This window comes from Actinoplanes sp. CA-015351 (genome assembly GCF_050955685.1).
In the GTDB taxonomy this organism is placed as follows: Bacteria; Actinomycetota; Actinomycetes; order Mycobacteriales; family Micromonosporaceae; genus Actinoplanes.
In genome coordinates this window covers 2,461,055-2,482,470 of record NZ_CP192102.1, presented here as the reverse complement: position 1 = coordinate 2,482,470, position 21,416 = coordinate 2,461,055, and the positions used below count along the sequence as shown (strand labels likewise).

The 21,416-nt window shown below is 69.3% G+C and carries 17 protein-coding genes; 3 read left to right on the top strand and 14 right to left on the bottom strand.

Annotation, left to right across the window (positions count from 1 at the left end):
* The first annotated feature begins 79 nt into the window (after window positions 1-79).
* Both ACQP2E_RS11135 and ACQP2E_RS11130 read left to right on the top strand, forming a co-directional pair.
* A complete protein-coding gene (locus ACQP2E_RS11135; protein ID WP_433830544.1) occupies window positions 80-2,302 on the top strand; it encodes an aminotransferase class III-fold pyridoxal phosphate-dependent enzyme in 2,223 nt (740 codons plus the stop codon).
* On the top strand, window positions 2,303-3,892 hold the full coding sequence (locus ACQP2E_RS11130) for a xylulokinase (RefSeq protein WP_433830542.1): 1,590 nt from the start codon (window positions 2,303-2,305) through the stop codon (window positions 3,890-3,892).
* Window positions 3,893-3,895: 3 nt separating this feature from the next.
* On the opposite strand, the gene ACQP2E_RS11125 is transcribed toward ACQP2E_RS11130, so the two are convergent.
* From ACQP2E_RS11125 to ACQP2E_RS11115, 3 genes are all read right to left on the bottom strand, one after another.
* Entirely contained in the window at window positions 3,896-4,126 is a 231-nt protein-coding gene (locus ACQP2E_RS11125) for a hypothetical protein (RefSeq protein WP_433830540.1), read from the bottom strand.
* Window positions 4,127-4,128: 2 nt separating this feature from the next.
* On the bottom strand, window positions 4,129-5,349 hold the full coding sequence (locus ACQP2E_RS11120; protein WP_433830538.1) for a WXG100 family type VII secretion target: 1,221 nt from the start codon (window positions 5,347-5,349) through the stop codon (window positions 4,129-4,131).
* Window positions 5,350-5,417: 68 nt separating this feature from the next.
* Entirely contained in the window at window positions 5,418-5,945 is a 528-nt protein-coding gene (locus ACQP2E_RS11115) for a DUF6817 domain-containing protein (protein WP_433830536.1), read from the bottom strand.
* A gap of 178 nt (window positions 5,946-6,123) precedes the next feature.
* Between ACQP2E_RS11115 and ACQP2E_RS11110 the strand changes: the two genes are divergently transcribed.
* Window positions 6,124-9,288: a BTAD domain-containing putative transcriptional regulator gene (locus tag ACQP2E_RS11110; RefSeq protein WP_433830534.1), complete on the top strand. Its 3,165-nt coding sequence runs from the start codon at window positions 6,124-6,126 to the stop codon at window positions 9,286-9,288.
* Here the strand turns inward: ACQP2E_RS11110 and ACQP2E_RS11105 are convergent.
* The 11 genes from ACQP2E_RS11105 to ACQP2E_RS11055 all read right to left on the bottom strand — a co-directional run bounded on the left by ACQP2E_RS11105 (window position 9,243) and on the right by ACQP2E_RS11055 (window position 21,357).
* The gene (locus tag ACQP2E_RS11105; protein ID WP_433830532.1) at window positions 9,243-9,908 is read right to left on the bottom strand and encodes a nitroreductase family protein; all 666 of its coding nucleotides are present in this window, start codon (window positions 9,906-9,908) and stop codon (window positions 9,243-9,245) included. The two genes, ACQP2E_RS11110 and ACQP2E_RS11105, sit on opposite strands and share 46 nt — an antisense overlap.
* A 126-nt stretch (window positions 9,909-10,034) precedes the next feature.
* Complete coding sequence (locus ACQP2E_RS11100) at window positions 10,035-10,880, bottom strand: NtaA/DmoA family FMN-dependent monooxygenase (RefSeq protein WP_433830530.1); 846 nt, start codon at window positions 10,878-10,880, stop codon at window positions 10,035-10,037.
* A gap of 26 nt (window positions 10,881-10,906) precedes the next feature.
* Window positions 10,907-11,917 carry an LLM class flavin-dependent oxidoreductase gene (locus ACQP2E_RS11095; protein WP_433830528.1) on the bottom strand — a complete coding sequence of 337 codons (1,011 nt, stop codon included), beginning with the start codon at window positions 11,915-11,917 and terminating at the stop codon, window positions 10,907-10,909.
* A complete protein-coding gene (locus ACQP2E_RS11090) occupies window positions 11,914-12,876 on the bottom strand; it encodes an aldo/keto reductase (RefSeq protein WP_433830526.1) in 963 nt (320 codons plus the stop codon). The genes ACQP2E_RS11095 and ACQP2E_RS11090 overlap by 4 nt, the downstream gene beginning before the upstream one ends.
* Window positions 12,877-12,905: 29 nt before the next feature.
* Window positions 12,906-14,105 carry an acyl-CoA dehydrogenase family protein gene (locus tag ACQP2E_RS11085; protein ID WP_433830524.1) on the bottom strand — a complete coding sequence of 400 codons (1,200 nt, stop codon included), beginning with the start codon at window positions 14,103-14,105 and terminating at the stop codon, window positions 12,906-12,908.
* Complete coding sequence (locus tag ACQP2E_RS11080; protein ID WP_433830522.1) at window positions 14,102-15,025, bottom strand: LLM class flavin-dependent oxidoreductase; 924 nt, start codon at window positions 15,023-15,025, stop codon at window positions 14,102-14,104. The genes ACQP2E_RS11085 and ACQP2E_RS11080 overlap by 4 nt, the downstream gene beginning before the upstream one ends.
* On the bottom strand, window positions 15,022-16,230 hold the full coding sequence (locus ACQP2E_RS11075; protein WP_433830520.1) for an LLM class flavin-dependent oxidoreductase: 1,209 nt from the start codon (window positions 16,228-16,230) through the stop codon (window positions 15,022-15,024). Before ACQP2E_RS11075 ends, ACQP2E_RS11080 begins: the two co-directional genes overlap by 4 nt.
* A gap of 9 nt (window positions 16,231-16,239) precedes the next feature.
* Entirely contained in the window at window positions 16,240-17,847 is a 1,608-nt protein-coding gene (gene nikE, locus ACQP2E_RS11070) for a nickel ABC transporter ATP-binding protein NikE (RefSeq protein ID WP_433830518.1), read from the bottom strand.
* A complete protein-coding gene (locus ACQP2E_RS11065) occupies window positions 17,844-18,689 on the bottom strand; it encodes an ABC transporter permease (RefSeq protein WP_433830516.1) in 846 nt (281 codons plus the stop codon). The genes nikE and ACQP2E_RS11065 overlap by 4 nt, the downstream gene beginning before the upstream one ends.
* Window positions 18,689-19,636, bottom strand: coding sequence for an ABC transporter permease (locus ACQP2E_RS11060; RefSeq protein ID WP_433830514.1), 948 nt, complete (start codon window positions 19,634-19,636; stop codon window positions 18,689-18,691). Before ACQP2E_RS11060 ends, ACQP2E_RS11065 begins: the two co-directional genes overlap by 1 nt.
* On the bottom strand, window positions 19,633-21,357 hold the full coding sequence (locus ACQP2E_RS11055; protein ID WP_433830512.1) for an ABC transporter substrate-binding protein: 1,725 nt from the start codon (window positions 21,355-21,357) through the stop codon (window positions 19,633-19,635). The genes ACQP2E_RS11060 and ACQP2E_RS11055 overlap by 4 nt, the downstream gene beginning before the upstream one ends.
* Window positions 21,358-21,416: the final 59 nt, after the last annotated feature.

Below are 21,416 nucleotides of genomic sequence, written 5' to 3'. Positions count from 1 at the left end.
GCTGGAAGACGGTGAACTGTGCTGTTGTCGCGACGACGATGGTGCTGGTCACACCGCCCCCTCCGATCGGACACCGCCCGTGAAACACCAGTTGTCCCGCCGCCACGTGGTCGACATGTGCCGGACGATGCTCGAACGCGGATATCTCAAGGCGACCGAGGGCAACGTCTCGGTGCGTATCCCGGGTCATGATCTCTACGCGGTCACGCCGAGCAACTACGACTACGACAAGATGCGCGACGAGGACATCTGCGTCGTCGACTTCAACGGCAAGCACGTGCCGGATCTCGGCGGCGCCGGCGGGCTCGTGCCGTCGATCGAGTGCGGGATGCACGCGAACATCTACAAGTCGCGGCCCGACGTCAACGCGATCGTGCACACCCACCAGCCGTACGCCTCGGCCCTGGCGTTCCTGCGCAAGCCGATCCCGGCGCTGACCGACGAGCAGGTGCGGTTCCTGGGCCGCGAGGTCGCGATCATCGATTATGCGCCGTCCGGCACCGGCTTCCTGGCGAAGAACGTCCAGAAGAAGGTCGTGAGCGGGGACAACGCTTTCATCATCGCGAACCACGGCGTGGTCGCGGTGGGCACCGACCCGGGCCGCGCGGTGTTCAACATGGCGCTGCTGGAAAAGGTGTCGATCGCGTACCTGATGGCGCTGACGTCGGAGGCCGGCAAGGTCTACACGATCCCGTCGACGATCCGCGAGATCGCCTTCGGCAAGCTGAAGAAGGACGAGAAGCGGATCGCCTCGCAGATCGTCGACGCGGTCGAGCCGGTCCGGGTTCCCGCTGACGAGGAACCGCCCAGCGCCGCCGCGGTGGCGCAGCCGGCCACTGAAACCGCATCGCCGGACCTCGGCTACATGATCACCGAGTACCTCGACGTCGACGACACCATGCGCCGGCTGAAGGCGCTGGTCTCGCAGCCGCTGCGCGGGCTGCGGCACGACGCGCTGCTCGACACGCTGAACTACTTCGAGACCAAGTGCACGGCCAGCAAGGAGATCACCGAGCGGGCCAAGAAGCGCATCCCCGGCGGTGTCCAGCACAACCTGGCGTTCAACTACCCGTTCCCGCTCGCCGTGGACAAGGCCGAGGGCGCGCACCTCACCGACCGCGACGGCAACGTCTACATCGACTTCCTGCAGGCCGGCGGCCCGACGATCCTGGGCAGCAACTACGCCCCGGTCAACGAGCAGGTCGCCGCGGTGGTCAAGGAGAGCGGGCCGGTCACCGGCCTCTTCCATGAGTACGAGCTCAAGCTCGCCGAGATCATCAACAAGTACATGCCGCACATCGAGATGTACCGGTCGCTCGGTTCCGGCACCGAGGCCGTGATGGCGGCGGTCCGGGCAGCCCGTGCGCACACCGGCAAGAAGATGGTCATCAAGGTCGGCGGCGCGTACCACGGCTGGTCCGACACGGTGGTCTACGGCCTACGGGTGCCGGGAAGCTTCCGGATGAACGCGAAGGGCATCCCGTGGGGCGCGACCGGGCGTACCCGGGAAGCTTTTCCTCATGATCTGGGAACGCTGAAGCGCAAGCTGATCGAAAACCGTCTGCGTGGCGGCACCGCTGCCGTGATCGTCGAACCGCTCGGCCCGGAGTCCGGCACCCGCCCGGTGCCGTACGGATACAACGCGGCCGTCCGGAAGCTCTGCGACGAATTCGGCGCGATGCTGATCTTCGACGAGGTGGTCACCGGTTTCCGGACCGGGCTCGGCGGCGCGGCCGGTTACTTCGGCGTCACCCCCGACCTGACCGTTTTCGGTAAGGCCGTCTCCGGCGGTTACCCGATGGCCGGCGGCGTCGGCGGCAAGGCCGCGGTGATGAGCGTCTTCGGCTCCGGGCTCGACGGCAAGAGCGGCGCGCACATCCAGGTCGGCGGCACCCTCTCGGCCAACCCGCTGTCCTGCGCGGCCGGGTACTTCGCGATCCAGGAGATGGCCCGCACCAACGCCCCGGTCATCGCGGGTCGCGCCGGCGACCGGCTCACCCGCGGCCTGCAGAAGCTGATCGACAAGTACGGTCTGCCGTACGTCGCCTACAACCAGGGCTCGATCGTGCACCTCGAATGCAGCGGCGTGATGCTGCTCGACATGCGTAACCCGGTGAAGCTGCTCAAGGAGAACAAGGGCCGCAAGACGCTGATGGAGCAGATGGGCGCCGCGTACGCCGCGCACGGCATCATCACGCTCGCCGGGTCGCGGATGTACACGTCGATGGCCGACACCGACGAGGTCATCGACGACGCGCTGTCCCGTTTCGACCAGGTCTTCGCGCTGGTCGAGGGGGTCTGAATGGTCCTAGCCCCTCAGGTCCTGGCGATCGACCTCGGAACCTCGGGGATGAAGGCGGCCCTGGTCTCCCCCGACGGAACCGTCACCGGCTGGGCCGAACGACCGGTGCCGCTGCGGGTGCTGCCCGGCGGCGGCGCCGAACAGGACCCGGTCGCCTGGTGGGACGCGCTCGCCGAGGTCGTCGCCGATCTCGGCCGCGACCACCCGGAGCACCTGCGCGCGGTCACCACCATCTGCTCCTCCACCCAGGGCGAGGGCACGATCGCCGTGGATGCGGACGGTGAGCCGCTGACCCAGTGCGTGACGTGGCTCGACATGCGGGGGGCGGGGCATCTGCGGCGTCAGTTCGCGGGTTTTCCGGCGTACCAAGGAATGTCGCTCTTGAAGATCGTGCGCTGGTTGCGCCTGACCGGAGGCATGCCCTCGGTGACCGGCAAGGATCCGGCGGCGCACATGCTTTTCATCCGCGACGAGATGCCTGACATCTATGAGCGGACGAAGACGTTCCTGAATGTCCTTGACTGGATCAATCTGAAGCTCACCGGCCGCACGGTCGCGACCGTCGATTCGATCCTCACCTCGTGGGTCACCGACAACCGGAAAGCGGACGCGATTCAATACGCGCCGTCACTGGTCGCCGCCAGCGGGATCGACCGGGACAAGTTCCCGCCGATCGTCACATGCACCGAGGTGATCGGCACGCTTGCCCCCAGCGCTGCCGATCACCTCGGGCTCCCGCAGTCGGTGCAGGTGGTGGCCGGCGCCATCGACAACACGGCCGCGGCGATCGGCGCCGGAACGGTCCGGGACAACGAGGCCCACCTTTATCTGGGCACGTCGTCGTGGATCGCGGCGCACGTTCCGCGGAAGAAGACCGATGTGGTCGCCGGGATCGCGTCGATTCCGTGCGCCATTCCGGATCGCTATCTGATGACGGCGCTGCAGGCCACCGCCGGGGCGAATCTGACCTGGCTGCGCGACAAGATCGTGGAGTTCGACGATCCGCTGGTTTCGGCGGGGCATGTGAGCCGCGACGAAGGCACCATCTTCGACGCCTTCGACAAAATCATTCCGTCGGTGCCGGCCGGTTCTGACGGTGTTCTGTACATGCCGTGGCTGTACGGCGAGCGCGCGCCGGTCGACGATCCGCATCTGCGGGCCGGATTCTTGAACATCTCTCTGGAAACGACGCGGTCCGATTTGCTGCGCGCGGTTTTCGAGGGGGTGGCGCTCAACACGCGGTGGATGACCGGGGCGGTGAATCGCTTCCTCGGGGCGCCGATGTCCTCACTGGTGATCACCGGCGGCGCGGCACGGTCGTCGTCGTGGTGCCAGATCTTCGCTGACGTGCTGGGGGTGGAGATCCGCCGGGATCCGCGCCCGGTGCTGGTGAACGCGCGGGGCGCGGGGTGGATCGGGGCGGTCGGAGCGGGGCTGATCGAGTTCTCCGACATCTCGGAGCTGGCGCAGAACAACGAGGTGTTCTCGCCGGGGGCGGACCAGGCTCGTTATGACGAGATATTCGCGATCTACACGCGCCTGCACAGGCAGTTGGCGCCGGTTTACCGGCGCCTGAACAAAGGCTCCTGACGGTCAGCTCGCGAAGAGAACGCCGGGCGGGAACTCACCCTGTTCCCGCCACGCCTTCTTGATCTTCGAGACGACCGCGCCCGCGGCCGTGTCGAGCTGCCCGTCCTCCGGGCTGACCTCCCAGCTCGCCTTGTCGATGGTCAGGACCCGATCGAATCGCCGATCGAGCCCGAACTCGTATCGAACCTCGTCCGGTGTCTCCGACACCTTGCGGCCGGTCACCATCATTCCCACGGTCACCTCCAGGGCATCGCATGGTCCTCGTACGTCGGGCTGGGAATCTGATTCTGCCAGTTGGACACCTCGTTGGCCGCAGCGTGCGCGTCCTCGTAGGTGGAACCGGGATGGGCACGGTAGTGGCGCGACTCCGCCAGCTCGTGCTCCAGCAGGGCGACGTCCTCCGGCAGATGCCGGCCGGAACGTAGCCGCAGCCAGGCCTCGGCCATGTCCGGGCTCGCGTCGTAACGTTGCTGAACTACACCGCCGTCGTAGTCGGACAGCGGATGCTCCTCGAAGAAGATGTGCTGCCGGATCTGCTCGATCTCCTGCCTGCTGAAACCGGTGGAGCCGTCCAGGCGCGAGACGCCAGTCAGCCTGTTCGCGATCACGTCGGCGTCCGGGTCGGCCCGGATGCTGGCATAGGCGTTGTCGGCCCAGGCGTATTGCTGCTCGAACTCGTACACATTCCTCGGCCGGGTGGAGTGGCCGCCATGGATGCGAGGACTAGGGCGCTGCGGAGCCGGCACTGCGGTGTCCCGTGCCGTCCTGCTGAGCCGGCCGAGGACCCCGACCAGCTCGTCGAGCCTGTCGTTGAGCCGGCGCAGGCTGCTCACCAACGCGCGCAGGAAGCCTTGGATCCTGTTCGCCCATCGGGAGACCAGCCCGGTGACCTGGGCGGCGACCACCGGAGTCGCGATACCGAGGGTCAGCCCTTCGGCCGCCAGCCACTGCGGCAATCGGACGGCGAGCGTCGCGATGAACTGAGCGATCAGGTCACGCACGATGTCGCGTACCAGGCCGACCAGGAGACCGGCGCCCTCGACCGCATATGAGATCGCCCTGGTCACCGTTGCGAGACTGTCCAGTGCTGTCAGCTGGTCCGCGGCGTGTTCCCGGTAGGCGCCGGCCGCCGCGCCGAACCAGCCGGCCGTCTCAGCTGCGACCGCGCTCGTGTACTGCTCGCGGGCGACACCGATCGACTCCGCGACACCCTGCCAGGTTCCGGCCTGCGCGGCGATCTCGTCCGGCTTGCCGGCAAGCCAGTCCAACGCCTCCTGCAGCGGCCTGACGTGCTCGATCAACCAGCCCACGCCCCATGCGGCCAGCGTACCCAGCGGATCGATCGCCATGCCGAGCGCATCGAGGCTGCCACCGACCGCGCCGAGGGTTCCGTCGACCCAGCTGTTGTCGTGAATGCCGCTGCTGACCCGTTGAGCGTCCTCCAGCAGAGCCTGCATCGGCGCTCACCTCTCCCCGGCCCGCGGTCGTCAGCCACCTTCAGCTACAGCGATCCGCCTGGCACGGTTCAGAGGGCCAGCCGCATCTCCTTGGCCACCGGCTCCGATGCCACCTTCGACCAGGCCGTGAACAGCTCGGTGAAGAACGTCCGGTTGCGGGCCAGGATCGACGGGTCCTTGTCGATGACGTCCAGCTCGTTCACCGCGGTCAGGTCGACGAAGACCTGTAACTGCTCGCCCTTCAGGCTGCTCATCGCGCCGGTGAAGCGGTTCGTCACCTCACCCGTCTCGGCGAGCCGCGGCCAGCTGCGGTCCCGGTCGCAGGAGCCGTAGAGGTAGACCAGTTCCTCGGCCTCCGCGCCGACGAGTCCTCGCAGCTCGTCGCGTTCCTGCCAGAAGAGCAGGGCCAGATCAAACCCGTCAGTTCCGTACGCCGCGTGGGTCAACCCGGCCGCCTGCACCTGCGGACTGTGGCCGAGGTCGGCGAGGCGGTCGGAGACCCGGCAGAGGTGCTTGTAGAGGGTTCCGCCCGGATGTTTCACCGTGTCGGCGCCGCGCTCCTGCAACCATGCCCGCACATCGATGTCATCGCTCATGCTCATTCACCCTAGAAGCAACACCATCGATGTTCTGTCCCGCCGAGTGAGCGCTGGATCACACTACGTGGCAATCCGGGCGCCGCCCGCATCGCGGCGGCCAGATCGCCGTAGCGGTGAGCGCAGGTGCCACCGCTAGACTCAGGACACACATTCTCTCGTCGGGGAGTCGGCAGGCGTGGCTGTGCCAGGGCATTCGCCGGTGGACGCGGGTTCGGTGCGGCTGCGGATCCTCGGTCCGTTGCGATTGTGGCGTGACGGCGTCGAGCTGGACGCCGGGCCACGGCAGCAGGCTCAGTTGCTGGTGCTGCTCCTGGCTGCCGCGGGCCGCCCGGTCAGCACCACCGAGCTCATCGATCTGATCTGGGCAGGAAGCGTTCCGTTCAGCGCCCTCAATGTCATCCAGAAGTACGTCGGGGCATTGCGGCGCACGCTGGAGCCCGAGCTTCCGGTCCGGGCGGCCGGCAGCTATCTGCATCGGCGCGGGAACGCGTACGTGTTCCACGCCGGGCCCGGCACGCTGGACCTCGTCGCGTTCCGGCACCAGGTCGAGGCCGCCTCGGCCGCGCTTGCCGAGGGCGCTCGCACCGTGGCGCTCGACCACTACGTCGAGGCGCTGCACCTCTGGCAGGGCCGGGTGGGTGACGGGCTGTTCCCCGGTGCGGCCAGCGTTCCGATCCTGGCCGCGCTCGACGACGAGTTCCACGCCGCGTGTACGACAGCGGCCGATCTGGCCGTGTCGCTGCGCCGGCCGGAACGGGTGATCCCGGCGTTGCAGCTGGCCGCGTCGCTCGCGCCATTCCACGAACCCGTGCAGGCCGGTCTCATCACCGCGCTCGGCGCTGCCGGCCGGCAGGCGGAAGCGCTGTCCGCGTTCCAAGCGGTGAGCGCGCGCCTGAGTGAGGAACTCGGCATCGACCCCGGCCCGGCGTTGCAGGCCGCGCGCCTGCGGGTGCTGAGGCAGACCCCGGACAACCCGGAGCCGGTGGACGACACGCCGCCGGTCGGGCAGCCCTCGGACATGGTCGGCCGGGGCGAGGAACTCAGCGTCCTGCGGTACGTCATCGAGCAGGCCGTCGACGGCCGGTCCGGGCTCGGCATCGTCGAAGGTGAACCGGGCACCGGCAAGACACTGCTGCTGGGTGAGGCCGCGGAGGTCGCCGACCAGCAGGGTGCGCTCGTCGTCTGGGCGTCCTGTCTGGAGGGTGACGGCACACCGTCGATGTGGCCCTGGGAGCAGGCGCTCACCGCCGTCCTCGACAGCCTGCCCGCGCCGGCCCGGGAGAAGTGGCTGGCCGGCGAGCTCGGCACCATTCTGGAGTCGCGGCAGGACGACACCTCGCCACCGCGCTCCGGCGGCCGCGCCCAGTTCCGCCTGTTCGAGCAGGTCGTCGCGGTGTTCGGGCAGGCTTCCGCGGAACGGCCGCTGCTGCTCGTCGTCGACGACCTCCAGTGGGCCGATGCGGCCTCACTGCAGCTGTTCGGCCATCTGGCGGGCCGGTTGCCGGCCGGCATAGCGATCATCGGCGCTCTGCGGGATCGTGCGCCGACGCCCGGATCCGACCTCTCCCGGGTGCTCGCGGCAGCCAGCCGGCTGCCCAGCCACCGCCGCCTCCGGCTCGGCCCGCTCAGCATGATCGACGTGGCGGAGCTGGTCCGCCGCCAGACCGGCCACGAGCCCGGCTCGGACGTCGCCGGCGCCATTCATGCGCGTACCGCAGGCAATCCGTTCTTCGTCCGCGAACTGTCCCGGCTGCTGCGCGACCGCGGTGCTCTCGGCGACGAGGACGCCGCCGCTCGCGCCGGGGTGCCGACCACCGTGCGCGATGTCGTGCGCGCCCGGATGGCCGGTCTTGACGACAGCGTTCGCGACCTGCTGCAGGTCGCGGCGCTCGTCGGACGTGAGGTCGACCTCGAACTGCTGGCCCGTGCCACCGGCGTCGACGTCGCCGAGTGCCTGGAACTGGTGGAGCCGCTGCGTACGCTCGGCCTGCTGGAGGCCGGGCCGGACGGCCTGTTCTCGTGGCGCTTCGCGCACGACATCGTTCGCGAGTCGATCACCGAGACGACGGCACATCAGCGGGCGGCGCGGCTGCACCTGCGGATCGCGGACGCTCTTGAGGACGGCCACGCGGATGACGACGCCGTCATCGAACGGCTCGCTTACCACCTGCGGGCCGCCGGTCCGCTCGCCAGCTCCGTGCGTACCGTGGAGGTGTTGAAGCGCGCCGGGCGCAGGGCGGCCGCAAAGCTTGCGTTCGCTGCCGCTGACCGGCATCTGGAATCGGCCGCGCGAATTGCCCGGATCGCGGGGCTCCCGGAGGCGGAACTCTCCGCACTCTCGCTGCTTGCCATCGCGCCACGCCGGCAAGCCGGCTTCGGGGGTACGACGTTCGACCTGCTCGAACGCGCCGAAGTCCTGGCACGACAGCTCGGCCGGGATGTCGACGCCGCCGGTCTCCTGTTCGCCCGCCTCTTCGGGGCGTACACATTCCTGGAATGGGACCGTGAGCGTCTGGTCCGCCGGCTGGCGGAGCAGGGGCGGGCCTCGGCGGATCCGGTGGTTCAGGTCTACGGCAGGCAGGCGTGGGGCCTCCACCAATGGGACATCGGCAACATCGGCGAGGCCCACCGGTGCTTCACCGGCAACGACCGCGCCCTGCTCGACGAGGTTGTCTCGCCGCACAGCGAGACCCCGATCCGGCGGGACGTCTCCGGCGAGTGGCCCGGCTGGCGAGCCGTTCTCACCGCGATGCACGGTGACGTCGCCACGGCCGGCGCCATGATCGACGACTGGAACGGCCCCGAGGACCCGTACGCGGTCGCCACCTGGGCGTACTACGTCACCATCATCGCGTCGATGGCCGGTGACGCGGCCTGGGTGATCCGCACGATCAACCGGTGGATCGCCGTCGGGACCGGCCGCGCCGCGGTCCAGCAGGAGCATTACGTACGCCTGAACTGGTACTGGGCCCGGGCTCTCACCGGCGACGACCCGGCAGGTGTCGCGGCCGAAGCCGAACAGCTCCTGGACGCGACGCTCGTGGACCCGCCGCGGTGGGGTGTCGCGTACCACCACGCGCTGATCGCGGACATGTGGCTGGCCGCCGGGGTTCCGGACAAGGCCGGCATCGCCCTCAACCGGGCCGGCCAGGCCCTCGAATCCTACGGCCAGCGGTACGCCGAAGGACTGGTCCTGCTGCTGCGGGCACGGCTGCTGCAGGCACAGGGTGAACCCGCCGACGTGGTCCGCGCCGCCGCCGAGTCCGCGCACGAACTCGCCACCGACCGCGAGTCCTATCTGTTCGCGGGCCGCGCCGCGAAGTTCCTCGCCGAACTCTGACGACTGCTCAGCCAGCCGAACCCGAGTGCTGTGAAGAACATGACGATGCCGTAGACCACGGCCGGAACAGCCATCTCGGCGTTGTTCAGCAGCGCCGGGCTCAGCGCGACAGTCATGGCGAGCGCGGTGTTGTGAATGCCGATCTCGAAACCGGCGGCGAGGGCCGAGGCATGGTCGACGCCGATCAGCCGCGGCACGCAATATCCAGCCAGCAGGCTGAGAAGGTTGAAGACCAGCGCGGCCGGCCCGACCTCGACGAAGTACTCGCCGAGATGCTCGCGCTGGGCGTGCAGGACGAGGGCCACCACCGAGACGAGAACCAGCAGCGACAGCACCCGCACCGGGCGGCTGAGCCGGTCCGCCACCGCCGGTGCCAGCGCACGCACCAGCATCCCGATCGTGACCGGCGCGATGACCATCACGAACACCTGGATCACCTTGTCGAACTGCAGGTTGGACGAGGTCGGTGCGGACTGCGCGGCCGCCACCAGCGTGGTCAGCTCGTCCTCGGTGACATCGCGCGGGCCGAACTTGCGGACCGATCGCCGGGTCAGCTGGGCGGCCAGGACTTCATTGGAAAGACCCGAGAAGGGAACTCCGTAACGGGCGGTGAAGGGCATCAGGGGCGAAACCTCCTGCCGAAAACGAATTGTCTGGAATCTCCGCCGGCAAATCGGCAGCCGAAATCGGATCGTCCGGCCCGAAGGAGCCCGGTGGCAACCCCAGATTGGATAAGAGCACCGCAGTCAACGAATCGATCGGCAATGTCGCATACAGCTCCTGCGCGCGCACCTCCGCCTCCTCCGACGTCGCGGCGACCAGCACCACCACGCCCAGCGAGACCTCAACGAACGGCCGGCTGCAGCCGCCCGCGCGCGGATATCAGCGCGGAAAGCGACAGCCTTCTCCACTGTCTGCGCCACCGTGAAAACCACGTCCGCATAGCGCGCGGCCAGCGACAACCCGCCCTCCGACCCACCGGCTTGGACGATCACCGGCCGGCCCTGCGAGCCCGCCGGCACCGGGAGTGGTCCCGCTACCGCGAAGAACTCACCCTCATGATCAAGGCGACGGATCTTCTCGGGTACGCCATAACGCCCGGTGGCCTTGTCAGCCACGATGGCCCCTGGATCCCAGCCGTCCCACAGCCCGGTGACCACGTCCAAGAACTCGTGCGCCCGCCGATACCGGTCCTCGCGGGACGGATGCTGGGAAAGCCCGAAGTTGGCCGCCGCGGCCGGCGTCCCGGTGGTGACGATGTTGACCGCCGCTCGCCCGCGAGTCACGTGATCCAGTGCCTGAAAACGCCGAGCCAGGTTGTACGGCGAGTTGTACGTGGTCGAGCTGGTGATCACCACACCGAGCGACGAGGTCAGCGCCGCCAGATGACCGAGCAGCACGAGCGGGTCCAATCCGGTACCCGGTGCGTCCTCGATCTCGCCGCGCAGAGCCGGACCGTCGCCCAGGAAGACCGCGTCGATCTTGGCGTCCTCGGCGATCCGGACCAGCCGGGCGAAGTGGTCGATGTCCAGATAGGCGAGCGGATCCCGGTGCGGCAGCCGCCACGCGTACCGGAAATGGCCTGGCGTCATCAGGGAGATGTTGAGGTGAAAGCCGGTCACAACGCTGGCCTCCAGCCGAGCAGGGGCGCGAGGTCACGCGCCGTGGTGGTGAGCAGCCGCAGGTGCTCGTCGAAATCCGGTACGCCGGGCACGAAGCTGACCAGCAGGTCGGTGGACTCGCGCAGCGCCGGGTCGTCGAGCAGCGACGCGGCGATCGCCTCGGGCGGGCCGAGCAGGGCGTGGTCGGCGACGAGGTAATCGGCGACGGAGAGGCCGGACGCGGCGGAGTTCCAGGACTGCCAGCGCCGCACCCCCGGCGTGACCAGCCGGACCGCCTCGTCATAGGACGGATGCGGATACACCGCCCGGGAGACCTGGACCCGAGGGACGGCCGACGCGGCCCGGTAACTCGCGATCCACGACGCCTGCCGCTGCTGCGCCTCAGCGACAGCACGCGCCGCGGAGACCGAACCGCCCCGCCACGCGCTCGCGCGAGAGAGTTGCAGGCCGTCACCGGCCTTGCCGGCGGCCGCGGCCGCCGCGTGCGCCACGGCCGGATCGCTGGAGGTGGCCTGCCACAGGCGTTCGCGGACTCCCCTGCCCGGCGGGTGCAGCACCTCACCGAGACTGTTCAGCGGCACCCCGTCGAGCACCTCGTGCAGCCGGGCCACCGAGGCGTCGAAGAGCCGGTGCCGCTCGCCGAGATCACGGCCGAAGGCCTCCCACGCGCCGGGGAACGGCCCGGAGCCGACGCCGAGTTCGAGCCGCCCGCCGGAGAGTTCGTCGAGGGTGGCCGCGTCCTCGGCCACCTTCAACGGGTCCTCCAGCGGCAGCACGAGCACGCCGGTGCCGAGCCGGATCCGCCGGGTGTGCTCGGCGATCGCGGCCAGCACCACGAGCGGGGCGGAGACGTGCTCCTTTCCCTGCCGGAAGTGCCGGTGGATCACCCAGCCGGAGTCGTACCCGAGCCCCTCGGCCGCGACGAACAGCTCGATGGCCTGTCGATAGGCGACCGCCGGAGGCAGGTCGCCGTCGAGATGCAGCAGAAAGCCGAGGCGGAGGCTCATCGCGAATGCTCGTCGATCAACGCCAGCTCGTCGTCGGTGAACGCCGGGAAGTCGAGCGCCCGCACATTGTGGTCGAGCTGCGCCGGCGAGCTCGCGCCGATCAGCGCCGCGGTGACCTCGGTGCGGCGCAGCACCCACTGCAAGGCGAGCTGGGCGAGGGACTGGCCGCGCTCGGCGGCGAGCTTGTTGAGCGCGCGGGCCTTCTCCCGGTACTCGTCGGTGATGGCGTCCGGCGACAGGAACGCGCTGTTCTGCGCCCGGGCGTCGGCAGGGATGCCGTCCAGGTACTTGTCGGTGAGCAGGCCCTGTGCCAGCGGCGAGTAGACCACCACCCCGAAGCCGTCCTCGGCGGCCAGGTCGAGCAGCCCGTCCTCCTCCCGGCTGCGGTCGAAGATGGAGTACCGCGGCTGGTGCACGAGCAGCGGCACGCCTGCTGCCCGCAGGAGCCGCGAGATCTCCTGGGAAAGAGAGGTCGGGTAGTTGGAGATGCCGATGTAGAGCGCCTTGCCCTGGCGGACCGCGTCGGACAGCGCGCCGACCGTCTCCTCCAGCGGGGTCGAGGTGTCGGCCCGGTGGTGGTAGAAGATGTCGACGTAATCGGTGCCCAGGTCACGCAGGCTGTGGTCGAGCGAGCCGAGCAGCGACTTGCGGGAGCCGCCCTGAAGGTACGGGCTGGCCCCGATCGGGTTGCCCGCCTTCGTGGAGAGGATCAACTCGTCCCGGTGTGCCGCGAGGTCCTTGCGCAGCACCTCGCCGAAGAGCTTCTGCGCGGCCCGGTGCGGCGGGCCGTACCGGTCGGCGTTGTCGAAATGCGTGATGCCCAGTTCGAACGCGTGCAGCAGGATGGCGCGCTGGTTGTCGTACGAGTAGTCGGTGCCGAACTTCTGCCACAGCCCGAAGGCGAACGCGGACAGGTCGAGTCCGGATTTTCCGGCACGGCGGTAAGGGATGGCACTCACGAACGGCTCCTTCGCAGGGCGGACGGTTGTCAGAAGAGACCGGTGGCCGGCGGTTCCTGGCCGGTCAGGTGGTAAGCGCCGGCGACCGCCGCCTTCCAGTCGCGCGGGTTGTGGTTCGCCACGGTCCGCGCGTTGCGCCAGTGCCTGTCGAACGCGAGATCCCGGTTCGTCGCCGAGCCACCACCCACGTCGAAGATCAGCTCGGCGGCGCGCAGCGCGCTCTCGGCCGCGATCACGCCGGTCTGCGCGACACTCACCGCAGCGTCCGCGCCCGCGGCACGCGCCGCTTTCCCTTCCAGCCCGGGTACGCCGTGAAGCTGCTCAGCCGCGAGAAGGACGACAGCCCGAGCGGCATGGGCCTTCGCGCCGATCTCCCCCACGACGTGCCGCACATAGGGGTCGTCGACGCTTGCCGCGGCGCTGCTGTGCTTGATCGGCCGGGCCCGTTCGCGGCCGAACCAGACGGCGTCGTCGAGAGCGGCGGCGGCGATCCCGGCCTGCACGGCGGCCAGGTAGAGCTGGGCGAACGACCCGAGCCACGGGCTGTCCAGGGTGGAGTTGTCCCGCAGCGCCACCTCGTCGGCGGCGACCCGTACCCCGGTGAGGCGGGTGGTGCCGCTGGCGGTGAGCCGCTGGCCGACCGCGTCGAAGTCGTCGAGGCGCCGCACGCCGTCACGGTCGACCGGGACGGTGACCGTGTAGATCGCGCCGTTCTCGTCGCGGGCCGAGCCGGTGAACCAGTTCGCGTAGAGCCCGCCGGTCGAGTAGTACTTCTCGCCGTCGACCAGGTATCCGTCGCCGTCGCGGCGCAGCGTCGTGTTGATCGTTCCGTTGGCCCCGCCGGTGCGCTCGTTGTTGGTGCCGGCGAACAGGTCACCGGCGCGCAGCCGGCGCAGGGTGACCGCGCGATGCACGAGGTCGGGACGCGACGCGACCTGGTTGGCGGTCAGGAAGCTGGAACGCAGCGCCTGCGCCACGTTGGAGTCGGCCCGCGCGATCGCGATGATCAGGTCGGCCACGTCGCGCAGGGTTCCGCCCGCACCGCCGTCCGCCTTCGCGATCCCGGTCAGCGTGATCCGCTGCTCGGCCAGCTCGGCGACCTCACGGAACGCGTAGCTGCGGGTCAGTTCCCGGTCCCGCGCCCCGGCGGCCAGCCGCCGCAGGATCGGCTCGGCACCGTCCCGGATCCCCTCGACGCTGTACGCCACGTCGATCAGCTCGGCGGTCATACCAGAGCTCCTTCCCGCAGCCCATAAGCCGCGCGCAACGTCGGGGCCTGCGGACGGGGTTCGAGGGCTCGCAGGATCGCGATCACGTGGTCCGGGCCGCCCTGCGGGACCAGCTCGAAGCCGTCGAGCAGCTGCTCGTCGGCCCAGGCGCGCAGCCGGGCGGGCAGTCCACCGGCGACCGCGTCGCCCCGGTTCACCGGGATGCGGCCGAGCAGGGCCACCTCGCTGCGGTCCCGGCCGGCCAGCCGCAGCGCCTGACTGAGCACCGCGTCCACGCCGGCGGCCTGGGTACGGTCCACGACGACCACGTCGGCCGAGGCCGCGACCGCTGTCACGTCGAGCGTGCCCAGGTCAGCGACGATCACCGGCCGGCCCTGCACCGACGACGGCCCGTCGAGCGGCCCGGCGACCCGGTAGAACTCGCCCTCGTGCGCGATCGGCCGGATCAGCGTGTCGTCGGCGACCACGCCGGCCTGCTGGTCACCGAGCAGCGCCTTGTTGGGGAAGGATTCCCAGAGCTGGGTGAGCACCCGGGCGTACTCGGTCCAGCGCCGGGCCGGGTCGGTCGCGCCCGGGTCGGGGACGCTTGCCTCGCTCACCTCGTCGCCGCCGCCGGGCCGCAGCACGACCCCGGCGCGGCCGCCGGTCGCGCGGTCCAGCGACAGCAGGCGGCGGGCCGCGTTGTACGGCGCGTTCCCGGTGGTCGGCACGACCGGCAGGAAGCCGATGCCGGCGTGCAGCCCGGCCAGATAGGCGGCCACCACGGTCGGGTCGAGGGCACGCCCGGCCGGTGACTGGTCGGCGAGGCGGATCGCCGCGACACCGGCCTCGGCGGCGGCCGCCGCGATGTCGCCGGCGTCGGCGAGCGACGGCAGGCCGGGCCCTCCGACCCCGAGAGCGAGCTGGACGATCGTGCTCATGAGACCACCTCCGGTAGTGCGGGCAGGCCGAGACCGAGGTGGCCGCGCAGGGTGGCCGCGTCGTACTCGGTGCGGAACAGGCCGCGTCGTTGCAGCTCCGGCACGACGTGGTCGGCGAAGTCGTCGAATCCGGCCGGCAGCACGTCGGGCATCACGTTGAAGCCGTCCGCGGCTCCGGCGCGGTACCAGGTCTCGATGTCGTCGGCGATCTGCTCGGGTGTGCCGGTGACGATCCGGTGCCCGCCACCGCCGGAGAGCCGTTTCAGCAGCTGGCCGAGCGTCGGCTGGTCCCGGTCGATGATCTCCTTGACCACCCGGTAGAACGTCTGCGAACCACCGGCCTCGTCCGGGTCGACGAGCAGCTCGGCGGGGATCGGCTCGTCGTCGGAGAGGCCGTCGAGCGAGATGCCCAGCTGGCCGGCGAGGCGGCCTCGTGCGTACGCGTCCGGCAGCAGGTCGTCGAGGACCTCGCGGCGTTTGCGGGCCTCGGCCTCGGTGCTGCCGACGACGGTGGAGAGACCGGGCAGGACGACGATCTCGTCGGGCCGGCGGCCGAAGCCGGCGGCTCGTGCTCGCAACTCGCGGCGGAACGCCCGGGCGTGCTCCAGGTCCTGGTCGGCTGAGAAGATCACCTCGCCGACCTGGGCGGCCAGGCGTTTGCCGGCGCTGGAGCCGCCGGCCTGCACCACGACCGGGCGGCCCTGCGGTGAGGCCAGCTCGGTGCGGTTCGCCCAGGCGGCGACGACCTGCGCGGTGAAGCTCGCGGCCCGGCGATAGCGCCAGGAGTGCTCGGGTTCGCCGGCCCGGCCGAAGTTGCGGGCCGCGCTCGGGCCGGCCGTGGTCACCACGTTCCAGCCGAACCGGCCGCCGGAGACGTGATCCAGGTCGCCGAGCCGGCGAGCCAGCTCCACCGGGTCGTTGTAGGACGACGACAGGGTGCCGATCAGCCCGATCCGCTGCGTCTGGGCGGCGATCCGGGCCAGCACGGTTGTCGGCTCCAGGTTGTTGCCGGGGCGGTGCCGGACGCTGGGGTCCAGCACCGGGCCGTCGGCCAGGAAGACGGCGTCGAGCTTGGCCTGTTCGGCCTTCTTCGCGATCGCGGTGTAGTGCTCGATCGTGTACGCGCCGAGGCCGTCGATGCCGGGGAACCGCCACGAGCCGCCGAACACACCGGCGTTCAGGATGTTGACGTTGATGTGCAGCACGATGGCTCCTCAGACCCGCGCGACCCGGGCGCCCGGGATCGCGTCCAGCAACTGCCGGGTGTACTCGTGCCGGGGATCGGCGAAGACGCCGGCGACCGGGCCGGTCTCCAGCACGGCGCCGTCCTTCATCACCGTCACGTCGTCGGCGATCAGGCGGACCACGCCGAGGTCGTGGGTCACGAAGACGTAGCTGAGACCGAGTTCGGCCTGCAGGTCGACGAGCAGCTGCAGGATCTGGGCCTGCACCGACACGTCGAGCGCGCTGACCGCCTCGTCGAGCACCAGGATCCGTGGGTCGATCGCGAGCGCCCGGGCGATCGCGACCCGTTGCCGCTGCCCGCCGGAGAGCTGGCCGGGCAGCCGGTCGAGGTAGCTGTCGTTCAGGGCAACCGCGGCCAGCAGCTCGCTGACCCGGTCACCGGCGGGCAGGCCGAACGCTTTCAGCGGTTCGGCGATCAGCCTGCGTACGGTGAACCGCGGGTCCAGCGAGGTGAACGGGTTCTGGAAGACGAACTGCAGATCACGCCGGATCTCGCGCAACTGCCCGCGGCGCAGCCCGGTCAGTTCGGTGTCGCCGAGCCGCACTGTGCCGGCGTCGGCTGTGGTGAACCCGGCCAGGATGCTCGCCAGTGTCGACTTGCCGGCGCCGGACTCGCCGACGATCGCGTGCGTGGTGCCCTGCCGCACGGTCAGCCCGGCGTTGCCGAGTGCGGTCAACCGGGCCCGTCCGCGCAGGCGGTACGTCTTGGTGAGCCCGTCGGCGGTCAGCACCTCTGGCTGGGCTGCCGGCTCGGTAACCCGTACCCCTGCGGTGGGAAGAAGGCGTCCCGCGTGGCGGGAGGGGGCGGCGGCGAGCAACCGGCGGGTGTATTCGCTCTTCGCATCGCGAAGGATCTCGTCGACCGGACTCTGTTCGACGATGACGCCGTGTTGCATGACCAGGATGCGATCGGAGCGCTCCAGCGCGACGCCGAGATCGTGGGTGACCAGCAGAATGCCGATGCCGAGACGTTCGCGCAGGCTCACCAGATGGTCGAGGATGCGCTTCTGTACGGTGACGTCGAGGGCGCTCGTCGGCTCGTCCGCAACGATGATCTTCGGTTGGCCGGCCAGGGCGATGGCAATCAGGGCGCGCTGTTTCATGCCGCCGCTGAGCTCGTGCGGGTATTGATGGAAGACGCGTTCGGCGTCGGCGAGACCGGCGGTGCGCAGGCTCTCCAGAGCGGCTTCCAGGAAGTCCTTGCTCTTCGGGTGGTTGAGCCGGACCGCCTCGATGACCTGCGGGCCGATCTTCTTGACCGGGTTGAGCGAGGTGTTCGGGTCCTGCGGAATGAAGCCGACGTAATTGCCGCGGACCAGGGCCATCTTGCGGTCGTTCCAGCCGGTCACGTCGACGTCGGAGTACGCGATCGAGCCGGACCGGATCCGGGCCTCGGCCGGGAGCAGGCCGAGCGCGCCGTGTATCAGCGTGGTCTTGCCGGAGCCGGACTCGCCGACCAGCGAAACGAACTCGCCGGGCTCGACGTCGAGACTGGTCATTTTCACCGCCGACGTGTGGTGGTGCCCGGTGCGGTATTCGATGGACAGATCCTTGATGGACAGCAGAGGCTCGCTCATCGCCGGTGCTCCTTTCGGAACGACGTGCTGATCCGGTGGGTGGCGATCACGACGATCGCGAGGGCCAGGCCGGGCAGGATCGACGCCCACGGGTGGACCGCCACGTAATCGCGGCCCTCCGCCACCAGCAGGCCCCACTCGGGCTGTGGTGGTGGCGCGCCGTAACCGAGGAAGCCCAGCGAGGCGACGGCCAGCACGCCGGTGCCGATCTCCAGCGCGGCCAGGGCGATCACCGAGCTGAGCGAGTTCGGCACGACGTGGCGCAGCATGACGCCGAGCCGGCCGACGCCGAGCCCGTACGCGGCCTTCACGTAGTCCTGGTTGACCACGGTGAGCACCTGCGCCCGCATCACCCTGGCGAACGCGGCGATCGCCGAGATGCCGACCGCGAGGGCGATGTTGTTCGTCGAGTAGCCGAGGACGGAGACCACCACCATCGCCAGGAGCAGGCTCGGGATGGCCAGGAAGACGTCGACCACTCGCATGATCGCGGTGTCGGTGAAGCCGCCGGCGAATCCGGCGGTGAGACCAACCAGGGCGCCGATGCCAAACGCGATCATTACTGCCAGCAGGGTCGCTGTCAGGGTTGTTCGCGAGCCGTAAACGGTTCGGGCGAAGAGATCGCGGCCCAGGCGGTCGGTGCCGAACCAGTGTTCGGCGCTCGGCGGGGCGAAGCTGGCGGTGGGGTCGCCGGCGTAGGGGCTGTAGTCCGTGAAGAGGCTGGGAAAAATCGCCCATCCGATGACGGTGAGCACAATGATCCAGGACAGGACGAGGATGGGCTGCCAGGCCAGCTTTGTCGGAAATATCGGCTTTTTGAGGGTCAATGCGATAGCCGTCATCACACACCTGCCGTCAGGCTTGCCCGCAGCCGCGGGTCCAGCACCGGATAGATCAGGTCGACCGTCAGGTTGATCAGGGCGAAGGTGACCGCCACGAGCACCACGATCCCGGCGACCAGCGGGACGTCCAGGGTGTTGATCGCGGTCTGGGTCATCCGGCCGAGGCCCCGCCGGGCGAATACCGTCTCGGTGATGACCGAGCCGGCGATCAGGTTGCCGAACGTGACACCCGCGATGGTCAGCGCCGGCAGGCCGGCGTTGCGGAACACGTCGTGCACGATGATCCGGCCGCGGGTGGCGCCCTTGGCCCAGCTCGTCGTCACGTACCCGGCGCCGAACTCGGTCGCGAAACTGCGTACCAGCAGTTGCGCGATCGGTCCGGCCACCGGGACCGCGAGGGTGATCAGAGGCAGGATCAGACTCTGCACGCCGTTGTCGCCGAACGACGGGAACCAGCCCAGCTGGAACGAGAAGACCTGCAGGATCAGGATGCCGGACAGGAAGACCGGCACCGAGACCGCTCCGGACGGCAGCGCCTCGACCAGGTTGCGCAGCCACGGCCGCCGGGTCGCCGTGGCGACCAGCGCGATCGCGAAGGCGATCAGGGTCGCCAGGACGAGCGCCGCCGACGCCAGGATCAGCGTGCTCGGCAGCACGTCCAGGATCGCCGCGATGACCGGCCGGCCGGACTGCACCGAGTTGCCGAAGTCGCCGGTCAGCGCGTGGCCGAGCCGGTCCGCGTACTGGAGCAGAACGGGCTTGTTGAAGCCGTAGTTCTCAGCGACCTGTGCGCGGACCTCGGGCGGGATGCTGTTCAGCTCGGTGGGATCGAAGAGCAGGTCGACCGGATTGGCGGGCAGGACGAAGAGCAGGACGAACGTGACCGTGAACGCGGCCCAGACCACGAACACCGCCCGACCCACCTTCAGGGCCACGTAGCGGATCATTTCCCGTTGCTCTTCCAGGCGTCGACGAAGTGGTTACGGGACTGGGCGTCGAAGATGATGTCGTGCACGTAGTCCGCGTGCGCGATCACCTGTGACGGGTTGTAGATCGGGTTGGTGAGCGCGTACTTCTCGAGCAGCAGATCCTGGGCGACCTTGGCGTACTCGTTGCGCTTGGCCGGGTCGAGCGTGGTCTCCAGGTTGTCCAGCGCGGTGGTGACCTCGCTGACGTCGATGCCGGTGGAGGCGCCCTGTGCGAGGTAGCTGTTGTTGCCCAGGTTCGGGTTGTAGACCAGGTTCAGCGCGGCGGCGTCGTTGCGGGAACGGTTCGCGGCGGTGGCGTTGAAGTCAGTCTTCGCCTTGGCGATCAGAGCCGTGTAGTCCGGGATCGGCACCACGGTCAGCTGCAGGTCGATGCCGATCTTCGAAAGGTCCTGCTGCACCGACTCGTACGCCGGTTTGTTCGCCACCAGGTTGCTGATGCCGAGCAGCTTGACCACGAGACGCTTGCCGTCCTTCACCCGGATCCCGTCCGCGCCGGGCTTCCAGCCGGCGTCGTCGAGCAGCTTCGTGGCCGCGGCCGGGTCGTACTTCAGCACCGAGCCGCTGTAATCGGCGTAACCCTGCACCGACTTGTTCAGGATCGACGTGGCGATCGAGTACGAGTCGGTGAGCACCGTCTTCTCGACGGCCGACCGGTCCCAGCCCAGCTGAATGGCCTTGCGGACCGCGATGTCGTTGGTCGGGAAGAGCTGCGAGTTGAAGTTGAAGTAGATGGCGGTGCCGGAGACGCTCCGCGAGATGATGGTGAAGCCCTGATCCTTCAGCGGCTTCTCGTCGGTGGTCCCGACATCCAGAGTGGCGTCGATGGTGCCGGACGCGAGCGACCCGGTACGCACACTGGCCTCAGGAATCGTGTTGAAGACGACCTTGTCGAGGTACGCCTCGCCCTCGTGCTTGATCGACGGCGGCGCCCAGTTGTAGCCCTTGCGCTTCACCAGCACCGTCTTGACCTGCTCCTCCCACGACTCGTAGACGAACGGCCCGGTGCCGATCACCTTCGTCGGGTCGGTGCGCTCCTCGGCGCTGCGGGCCAGCGTGGACAGCGACAGGAAGCCGGGCTGCGCGTTCGCGGTGAAGGAGGACGCCTGCAGGAAGCTGGCGAGCGGCTTCGCGAATTTCACCACCGCGGTGTACGCGTCCGGGGTCTGCGTCTCGACGTATCCGGGCAGCAGGACCGCGCCGTTCGGGTTGATGCCGAGCTTGTCGTCGCCGTGCACGTACTGGTCGAAGTTCGCCTTCACGACGGCCGAGTCGAACGGCGTGCCATCGCTGAACGTGACGTCCTTGCGCAGGTGGAAGGTGAACTGCGTCAGGTCGGTGTTGTACTCCCAGGACTCGGCGAGCCACGGGGTGATCTCACCGGTGTCCGGGTCCTGCCAGGTCAGCTTGTCGGTGACGTTGTTGCCGATCAGCGACTCGGCGTAGTTGGTGCCGAGCTGCGGGTCGGGGCTGCGCTGGTAGTCGATCAGGGCGAACTGCAGGGTGCCGCCGCGTACCGGCTGGCCGTCGCCGGCGGCGGCTTCACCGGTGGATCCATCGCGGGTGACGGCGAATCCGATGCCGCCGGCGAGAAGAACGGCGAGAACGGCGACGCCGGCGACCCAGGGCCATCGCTTTCGGTGGGATTCAGAGTTTTCAATGGAACTTCGGAGGTCGGACATGGATCACTCCTGTGCTCGGAGGGGGCCCCGGTGCCGGGTTAAACTATATTCCCTATAGG